This is a genomic window from Pseudomonas sp. EB271-G4-1 (genome assembly GCF_058791355.1).
In genome coordinates, this window is sequence record NZ_JBYTEO010000033.1 from 69,675 (window position 1) to 79,130 (window position 9,456).

The window sequence follows — 9,456 nt, forward strand, 5'->3', positions numbered from 1 at the left end:
ATTCGTTCCACGAAACGGTTGAAAGCGGTGCCGAGGTTACCGAACTCGTCGTTGTTCTGGATCACCAGGCGTTTGGTCAGGTCGCCTTCGCCGTCGGCGATGTCGGCCATGGCCCGGGTCATGACGTGCAGCGGCTGAATCAACAGGCGGGTCAGCATGCCCAGCAGGGCGATGATGATGGCGACGGCGATCACCGTGGCAATCACTGCCGAGGTGCGGAACTCGCTGAGCATCGAGAAGGCCTTGTCCTTGTCCACCGACAGGCCGATGTACCAATTGACCGACGGCAGGCCCTTGATCGGAGTAAAGGTGACGATGCGGGTCTTGCCGTCGACCACGATTTCACTGAAGTCGCGGCTGATGCGCGGGGTATTTTGCGGGTATGCCTCGCCCAGGGACTTCATGACCAGGGCTTTGTCCGGGTGGACCAGGATCTTGCCGTCGGCGCTGACCAGAAATGCGTAGCCCATGCCGTCGAAATCCCGGGCGCTGAGGGTATCGATCAAGGTTTGCAGGCTGAGGTCGCCGCCCACTACGCCAACGCCTTGCCCGGCATTCGTCGAGGCCATGGCCAGGGAAATGATCGTTTGTCCGGTCGCAGCATCGACATAGGGTTCGGTCAGGGTCGGCGTGCTGCTGTTTTGAGCACCCTTGTACCAAGGGCGAACCCTGGGGTCGAAACCGTCCGGCATCTTCGCATCCGGACGGATGGTGAAGTGCCCGGAAGCGTCGCCTAGGTAGGACGCCATGAACGTCGACGTCAGAGCTTTCTGTTCCAGCAGGGCGGCGACGTTGGCTTGTTCCGGGTTGATGGCAATGTTTTGCGAGAGGTTCTCGATCAGCAGGATACGGCCGGTCAGCCAGGTCTGGATATTGCTGGCTGTGACGTCGCCCATCTCGTTGAGATAGTTGCCCAGGTCTTCGCGGATGGCATTGCGCTGTAAATAGTCGTTATACAGGGTAAATGAGGCGAAAGTCGCAATGACGATAAGGGCGGCGGCAAGCAGGATTTTGTGGCTGAAGCGTAGATTTTTGTTCATGGCTTGGGGTTCCGCTAAGGTCTTAATGCCCAGCGCGTGCTTTTATAAAGGAACGCACGATGGGCAATGTTGAAAGCAAGTGATATTTCCGTCGCTCCTTAAGGGAAATGTCCGACAGATTTGTGTCTGTCTGCTTTGTCGATATTTCTATCGGCCGTGTAGGACCAAAGATTAACCATGGGTGACCAAATGCCTGATTCATTGCAACTTGTTATCGGCGCCGATCTCGCGGGCCAGCCGATCGCCCAGGCCATGCGCCTGGCGAACCGTCACGGATTGATCGCAGGCGCTACCGGGACCGGCAAGACCGTCACGTTGCAACGTCTGGCCGAAGCCTTCAGCGATGCCGGCGTGGCGGTCTTTGCCGCCGACATCAAGGGTGACCTGTGTGGCCTGGGCGCTGCCGGCAACCCCCAGGGCAAGATCGCCGAGCGCATTGCCGGTATGCCGTGGCTGAGCCACAAGCCAGCGGCCTATCCGGTGACCTTGTGGGATATTCACGGTCAGTCCGGTCATCCTTTGCGCACGACATTGAGTGAAATGGGGCCGTTACTCCTCGGCAGCCTGCTGGAATTGACCGACAGCCAGCAGTCGGCGCTGTATGCCGCGTTCAAGGTGGCCGACCGCGAGGGTTTGTTGCTGTTGGATTTGAAGGATCTCAAGGCGCTGCTCAATCACCTCAAGGACCACCCCGAACTGCTGGGGGATGACGCGGCGCTGATGACCACCGGCTCCAGCCAGGCCCTGCTACGACGCCTGGCAACCTTGGAGCAGCAGGGCGCTGAGGCGCTGTTTGGTGAGCCGGCGCTGCAACTGGAGGATATTCTGCAACCGACCGCCGATGGCCGCGGGCGCATCCACCTGCTCGATGCCAGTCGTCTGGTGCATGAAGCCCCCAAGGTCTACGCGACGTTCCTGTTGTGGCTGCTGGCGGAACTGTTCGAGCAACTGCCGGAACGTGGCGATGCGGACAAACCGTTGCTGGCGCTGTTTTTCGACGAGGCGCATTTGTTGTTCGCCGGCACGCCCAAGGCGCTGCAGGATCGACTGGAGCAAGTGGTGCGGCTGATTCGATCCAAAGGGGTGGGGGTGTATTTCGTCACCCAGTCACCGGGCGACTTGCCCGATGACGTGCTGGCACAGCTGGGCCTGCGCATCCAGCACGGCTTGCGCGCGTTCACCGCCAAGGAGCAGAAATCTCTGCGAGCGGTGGCCGATGGCTTCCGACCGAATCCGGCGTTCGACGCCCTGTCGGTGCTGACCGAGCTGGGTATCGGCGAGGCACTGGTGGGCACCTTGCAGGACAAGGGCACACCGGAAATGGTCCAACGAGTGCTGGTGGCTCCACCGCAATCACGCATCGGGCCGCTGACGGAAACGGAGCGCACGCTGCTGATAGCCGGTTCGCCGTGCAAGGGGCGGTATGACAAGCCGATCGATCGCGAATCAGCCTATGAAATACTGATGGGCCGCAAGGGGCTGGCACCCGAACCTGAGGCAGCGCCGGCGAAACCGGCGGCGCAGGAGCCGAGCTTCACCGAGCAGGCCGGAGAGTTTCTCGGCACGGCGGCGGGACAGGCACTGAAATCAGCGATGCGACAGGCGGCTAATCAGCTGGGACGGCAATTGGTGCGCGGGTTGATGGGGTCATTGTTGGGCGGCAGCAAACGCCGCTAACTGTGGGAGCGAGCCTGCTCGCGAATCCGATGTTACATTCAACATTTATGTCGACTGAAGCACCGCTTTCGCGAGCAGGCTCGCTCCCACAGGGGTTCTATGTCATGCCCTGGACTTGGCGTGCGCCGCCAGGCGCTCCAGCGCCGCCCGCAGATTTGGATCGCTGATGCCGTCGGCCGTGGCCTGGATGGTCGCGGCCGCATCATTGGATAAATCCATGGTATGCCCGGTCGCCCCTTGTTGAACGGTAGGCGGCTGGACCTTGAACAGGATTCGCGTGAGGCTGGCGAACTCATCGAACATCTGCAGTTGCCGCTGCAGGCGTTTTTGCTGGTAGCGCAGGCGGGTGGCCCAATGACCATCGGTGACAATGAGCAACAAACTGCCTTCGCGCCAGGACGCCACGTGGCAATGCGCGCGCGCGGCGGGTTGCAGCTGGCTCTCGAGCAAGCGTTGCAAATGACCCAGGCGTTGAGCATGGCCTAGAATGGCCTTGAGCGGCTTGGCTTCGCGAAGCAGGACGGCGGGTGCTCTGGCCGTAAGAGGGCGAAATGCCATGATCAGACACCTGAAGTAACAGAGCCGCCATGGTAGCAGAAAGCACCGGATGCGCCCGCCCCATTGCTTTGCGCGCGCTTTACCCATTAAATCAACCAGTAACTTCTGCCGTGAATGGCTTGAAGTTCAGCGATTTGCCCTTATTTTAAATGAGCCCCGTCACAACGCTGTGCCAGCATCGTGGAGTAACGCCACTTTCCTCACCACCGTTTCCGGGTAGAATGCTCGTTCGCATGCGGCCATGAGGGCTGCTCGGGCGACTCACGGGGCCGCCCTCCATCCCTTTAGTGTGGAAGATCCTGCCGATATGTTTGCGCCTTTGTTAAAAAAACTTTTTGGAAGCAAGAACGAGCGTGAAGTCAAACGCATGCTCAAGACGGTGCAACTCGTCAATGCCTTCGAAGAGCGAATGGTGGCCCTTTCGGACGATCAATTGCGTGCCAAGACAGACGAGTTCAAGGCCCGCTTCGCCAAAGGGGAAACCCTCGACCAGCTTCTGCCGGAAGCCTTCGCGGTTGCCCGTGAAGCCGGCAAGCGCGTCATGGGTATGCGCCACTTCGATGTCCAGCTGATCGGTGGCATGACCTTGCATGAAGGCAAGATCGCCGAGATGCGTACCGGTGAAGGCAAGACCCTGGTGGCAACACTGGGTGTTTACCTCAACGCATTGTCCGGCAAGGGCGTGCACGTTGTGACGGTGAACGACTACCTGGCCCGTCGTGACGCCAACTGGATGCGCCCGCTCTACGAATTCCTCGGCTTGACGGTCGGCGTGGTCACGCCATTCCAGCCGCCGGAAGAGAAACGCCTGGCCTATGCCGCCGACATCACCTATGGCACCAACAACGAGTTTGGTTTCGACTACCTGCGCGACAACATGGCGTTCAGCATGGAAGAAAAATTCCAGCGCGAACTCAATTTTGCCGTGATCGACGAAGTCGACTCCATCCTCATCGACGAAGCCCGTACCCCGCTGATCATTTCCGGTCAGGCCGAGGACAGCTCCAAGCTGTATATCGAGATCAACAAACTGATCCCGCAGTTGGAGCTGCACGTCGAAGAAGTCGAAGGCGAAGTCACCAAGGCCGGTCACTACACCGTTGACGAGAAGACCCGCCAGGTCGAGCTCAACGAAGCCGGTCACCAGTTCGTCGAAGACGCGCTCACCCGCCTTGGCCTGCTGGCGGAAGGCGAGAGCCTGTATTCGGCGCACAACCTGGCCCTGCTGACCCACGTTTATGCCGGTCTGCGTGCGCACAAACTGTTCCATCGCAACGTTGAATACATCGTGCAGGACGGCCAGGTCGTACTGGTTGACGAACACACCGGTCGCACCATGCCCGGTCGCCGTCTGTCCGAAGGCCTGCACCAGGCCATCGAAGCCAAGGAAAACCTGAACATTCAGGCCGAAAGCCAGACCCTGGCCTCGACCACCTTCCAGAACTACTTCCGTCTGTACAACAAACTGTCCGGCATGACCGGTACGGCCGACACCGAAGCGTTCGAGTTCCATCAGATCTATGGCTTGCAGGTCATCGTCATTCCGACGAACAAGCCGTTGGCCCGTAAAGACTACAACGACCTGGTGTTCCTGACCGCCGACGAGAAATATGCGGCGATCGTCACTGACATCAAGGAAAGCATGGCTGCGGGCCGTCCGGTGCTGGTGGGTACTGCGACCATCGAAACCTCCGAGCGCATGTCCGACCTGCTCAACAAGGAAGGCATCGAGCACAAGGTCCTGAACGCCAAGTTCCACGAAAAAGAAGCCGAGATCATCGCCCAGGCCGGTCGCCCGGGTGCACTGACCATCGCCACCAACATGGCCGGTCGCGGTACCGACATCCTGTTGGGCGGCAACTGGGAAGTGGAAGTGGCCTCGCTGGAAAACCCGACCCCTGAGCAGATTGCCCAGATCAAGGCGGACTGGCAGAAACGTCACCAGCAAGTGCTCGAGTCGGGTGGTTTGCAGGTGATCGCGTCCGAGCGTCATGAATCGCGCCGTATCGACAACCAATTGCGTGGTCGTGCCGGTCGTCAGGGTGACGCCGGTTCCAGTCGTTTCTACCTGTCGCTGGAAGACAGCCTGATGCGCATCTTCGCCTCTGATCGGGTGAAGAACTTCATGAAGGCCCTGGGCATGCAGCCTGGCGAAGCGATTGAGCACCGCATGGTGACCAACGCCATCGAAAAGGCCCAGCGCAAGGTTGAAGGTCGCAACTTCGATATTCGCAAGCAACTGCTCGAGTTCGACGACGTCAACAACGAACAGCGTAAAGTGATCTATCACATGCGTAACACGTTGCTGGCTGCCGACAACATCGGTGAGACCATTGCCGACTTCCGCCAGGACGTACTCAACGCTACCGTCAGCGCGCACATTCCACCGCAATCGCTGCCAGAGCAGTGGGACGTGGCGGGTCTGGAAGCGGCCCTGGAAAGCGATTTCGGTGTGAAGCTGCCGATCCAGCAGTGGCTCGACGAAGACGATCACCTGTACGAGGAAACCCTGCGCGAGAAGCTGATGCAGGAGCTGATCGCCGCGTACAACGAGAAAGAAGACCAGGCGGGCGCGGAAGCGCTGCGCACCTTCGAGAAGCAAATCGTCCTGCGCGTGCTGGATGACCTGTGGAAAGACCACCTGTCGACCATGGATCACCTGCGTCACGGTATCCACTTGCGCGGTTATGCGCAGAAGAACCCGAAGCAAGAGTACAAGCGCGAGTCGTTCACGCTGTTCTCCGAGCTGCTGGATTCGATCAAGCGCGACTCGATCCGTGTGTTGTCACACGTTCAGGTGCGTCGCGAAGATCCGGCCGAGGAAGAGGCGCGCCTGCGCCAGGAAGCCGAGGCACTGGCGGCGCGCATGCAGTTCCTGCATGAAGAGGCTCCGAGCCTGGAGCAGCCGGAGCAGTTGGGTGAAGAGGTCGATGTGGCCCTCGCCACCGCCCCGGTTCGCAACGAGCAGAAGCTGGGCCGTAACGAACTGTGCTACTGCGGTTCGGGCAAGAAGTTCAAGCATTGCCACGGGCAGATCCAGTAACCCCCGTTTCATACGCTGAAATACCCGCGCCGCGACCGGCTCATGCCGTCGCGGCGTTTTGCCATTTTTACCATCGCTTTTGCTGAAGCGGTGCAGACATCATTTATAAAGGAGCGCATTCATGGCTGTTGGTCTTGGTCCTTTGCCAACGTTGCACCCGGTTGCCGGTTTTGAACTCGGTATCGCCTCGGCCGGTATCAAGCGCCCGGGGCGCAAGGATGTGGTGGTCATGCGTTGTGCCGAAGGCTCGACGGTGGCGGGTGTATTCACCTTGAACGCCTTTTGCGCCGCCCCGGTGATCCTGGCCAAGCAGCGCGTGCAAGGTCCGGTGCGTTACCTGCTGACCAATACTGGCAATGCCAACGCCGGTACCGGTGAACCAGGTTTGGCCGCGGCCGAGCGCACCTGCGCCAAGCTGGCAGAGTTGACCGGCGTAGACGCCAGCCTGGTGCTGCCGTATTCCACTGGTGTGATCGGCGAGCCGCTGCCGGTCGAGAAAATCGAGGGCGCACTGCAAGCTGCCCTCGACGATCTGTCGGAGAACAACTGGGAAGCTGCCGCCACCGGCATCATGACCACCGATACCCTGCCAAAGGGTGCCAGCCGCCAGTTCCAGCACGACGGCGTGACCATCACCGTCACCGGTATCAGCAAGGGCGCGGGCATGATTCGCCCTAACATGGCGACCATGCTCGGCTATATCGCCACCGACGCCAAGGTTGCTCGCGATGTGCTGCAAAACCTGATGCTGGACGGCGCCAACAAGTCGTTCAACCGCATCACCATCGATGGCGACACCTCAACCAACGACTGCTGCATGCTGATCGCCACCGGTCAGGCGGCGTTGCCGGAAATCACCCGTGCCGAAGGCGAGTTGTTCGCCAAGCTCAAGCAGGCGGTATTTGAGGTGTGCATGGAAGTGGCCCAGGCGATCGTTCGCGACGGCGAAGGCGCGACCAAATTCGTTACCGTTGAAGTCAACGGCGGCGGCACTCACCAGGAATGCCTGGACGTTGGCTACACCGTGGCCCACTCGCCATTGATCAAGACTGCGCTGTTCGCTTCCGACCCGAACTGGGGCCGCATCCTCGCGGCTGTTGGTCGTGCCGGCGTGCCGAACCTGGACGTGAGCAAGATCGATGTGTTCCTCGGTGAAGTGTGCATCGCCAGCCGTGGCGCCCGCGCTGCGACCTACACCGAAGCCCAGGGCGCAGCGGTGATGCAGCAGGAAGAAATCACTATTCGTATCGAACTGGGTCGTGGTGATTGCAGCGAAACCATCTGGACCACCGACCTGTCCCACGAGTACGTGAAGATCAACGCCGAGTACCGTACTTAAGACCGAGTCGACCCCATCGCGGGCAAGCCCGCTCCCACAGGTTCCGTGGTACGGCGCGATCACTGTGGGAGCGGGCTTGCCCGCGATGACGGATGACCAGACGCTAAAGAATTTGGCCTGTCCACCTCATCAAAAGGTCCCGAACATGAGCCTCCACCTGATCATCGGCGACAAACTGCTTTCCTCCTGGTCCCTGCGTGGTGCCCTGGCCCTCGATCTGACCGGCGCCACCTATACCGAAGAATTGATCAAGCTGAACCAGCCGGACACCCGCGAACGTCTGCTCAAGCACTCGCCAACCGGCAAGGTCCCGTTGCTCAAGACCGAACACGGCACCATCGCCGACTCCCTGGCGATTGCCGAATACCTGGCGGAACAGTTTCCCGACGCGGGCCTGTGGCCCAAGGATATCGCCGCCCGTGCCCAGGCGCGTTCGGCGTGCGCGCAAATGCACAGTGGATTCTTCGCCATGCGCGGCAACATGCCATTCGACCTGAGTCATGACGCGCCGCTGTCGCCGGTTCCGGCGGATGTGCAGGCAGACATCGAGCGCATGTCGGCGTTGTGGGCTGAATGCCGCTCTGTCGCGACCGAGCCTGGGCCCTACCTGTTCGGTCGCATAAGCCTGGCCGACGTGTTTTTTGCACCCATTGCCGTGCGCCTGCGTACCTATCAGGTCAAGCTGTCGGCAGTCGACGAAGCCTATGTTGAAACCCTCTACCAATGGCCAGCGTTCAAGGCTTGGCAAAAGGCCGGCCTGGAGGAGATCAAGCGGTGAAACGAGTACACGTAGCAGCCGCCGTTATCCGTGATGGCAGCGGCAAGATCCTCATCGCCCGTCGTGCCGATACTCAGCACCAGGGCGGCCTGTGGGAATTTCCCGGTGGCAAGGTCGAGGCCGACGAGTCGGTCGAAAGCGCCTTGGCCCGTGAGCTGCAGGAAGAGCTGGGTATCGTGGTCGGCGCGGCACGCCCGCTGATCAAGGTCCGCCATGATTACCCGGACAAGCAGGTGTTGCTGGATGTCTGGGAAGTCTCGGCGTTCACCGGTGAGCCTCACGGCGCCGAAGGTCAGCCATTGGCTTGGGTGGCGGCGCGTGATCTGTCGGGTTACGAGTTCCCTGAGGCCAACCGGCCAATCGTGGCGGCCGCGCGCTTGCCCGAGCAATACCTGATCACGCCTGAAGACCTGGAAACCCCGGCCCTGTTGCGAGGGATCCAGAAAGCCATCGCGGGCGGCATCAAGCTGATCCAGTTGCGCGCACCAAACGGTTACGACCCGAAGTACCGCGATCTGGCTGTGGACGCCGTCGGGCTGTGTGCCGGCAAGGCGCAGCTGATGATCAAGGGGCCGTTCGAGTGGCTGGGAGATTTCCCCTCCGCCGGTTGGCACATCACGTCGGCACAGTTGCGCAAGTACGCGGCTGCCGGTCGTCCGTTGCCGGCATCGCGCTGGTTGGCGGCGTCTTGCCATAACGCTGAAGAGCTGGCGCTGGCCGAGGAGATGGGTGTGGACTTCGTGACCCTGTCGCCGGTGCAGCCGACCTTGACGCATCCGGGCGCTCTACCGCTTGGCTGGGAGCAGGCTTCGAGCTTGATCGAGGGTTTCAGCAGGCCGGTGTTTTTGCTGGGTGGGGTTGGCCCGGCGGAAGTCGAGAAAGCTTGGGCAGCAGGAGCGCAGGGCGTGGCGGGGATTCGGGCGTTCTGGCCTGAGACTTGATTCCCTGGTGTAGCCACTGACCCCTTCGCGAGCAGGCTCGCTCCCACAGTTGACCGCGTACTCGGTCAACTGTGGGAGCG

At 60.7% G+C, this 9,456-nt stretch carries 6 protein-coding genes and 1 pseudogene; 5 read left to right on the plus strand and 2 right to left on the minus strand.

Annotation, left to right across the window (positions count from 1 at the left end):
• Window positions 1-8 precede the first annotated feature (8 nt).
• A pseudogene (locus AC3WWR_RS17765) lies at window positions 9-1,040 on the minus strand (cache domain-containing protein); the annotation flags it as partial.
• 189 nt (window positions 1,041-1,229) lie between these two features.
• Between AC3WWR_RS17765 and AC3WWR_RS17770 the strand changes: the two are divergent.
• Window positions 1,230-2,717 carry a helicase HerA-like domain-containing protein gene (locus AC3WWR_RS17770; RefSeq protein ID WP_110752915.1) on the plus strand — a complete coding sequence of 496 codons (1,488 nt, stop codon included), beginning with the start codon at window positions 1,230-1,232 and terminating at the stop codon, window positions 2,715-2,717.
• 102 nt (window positions 2,718-2,819) lie between these two features.
• Here AC3WWR_RS17770 and AC3WWR_RS17775 read toward each other — a convergent pair whose 3' ends face one another.
• The gene (locus AC3WWR_RS17775; protein WP_020797883.1) at window positions 2,820-3,275 is read right to left on the minus strand and encodes a DUF721 domain-containing protein; all 456 of its coding nucleotides are present in this window, start codon (window positions 3,273-3,275) and stop codon (window positions 2,820-2,822) included.
• A gap of 307 nt (window positions 3,276-3,582) precedes the next feature.
• On the opposite strand from AC3WWR_RS17775, the gene secA reads away from it, so the two are divergent.
• The 4 genes from secA to AC3WWR_RS17795 all read left to right on the plus strand — a co-directional run bounded on the left by secA (window position 3,583) and on the right by AC3WWR_RS17795 (window position 9,376).
• Window positions 3,583-6,318, plus strand: a complete 2,736-nt coding sequence (secA, locus tag AC3WWR_RS17780; RefSeq protein WP_020797884.1) for a preprotein translocase subunit SecA — start codon at window positions 3,583-3,585, stop codon at window positions 6,316-6,318.
• A gap of 121 nt (window positions 6,319-6,439) precedes the next feature.
• Complete coding sequence (gene argJ / locus AC3WWR_RS17785; RefSeq protein WP_020797885.1) at window positions 6,440-7,657, plus strand: bifunctional glutamate N-acetyltransferase/amino-acid acetyltransferase ArgJ; 1,218 nt, start codon at window positions 6,440-6,442, stop codon at window positions 7,655-7,657.
• Window positions 7,658-7,802: 145 nt separating this feature from the next.
• The gene (locus AC3WWR_RS17790) at window positions 7,803-8,435 is read left to right on the plus strand and encodes a glutathione S-transferase family protein (RefSeq protein ID WP_033039752.1); all 633 of its coding nucleotides are present in this window, start codon (window positions 7,803-7,805) and stop codon (window positions 8,433-8,435) included.
• Entirely contained in the window at window positions 8,432-9,376 is a 945-nt protein-coding gene (locus AC3WWR_RS17795) for a Nudix family hydrolase (protein WP_432668531.1), read from the plus strand. Before AC3WWR_RS17790 ends, AC3WWR_RS17795 begins: the two co-directional genes overlap by 4 nt.
• Window positions 9,377-9,456: the final 80 nt, after the last annotated feature.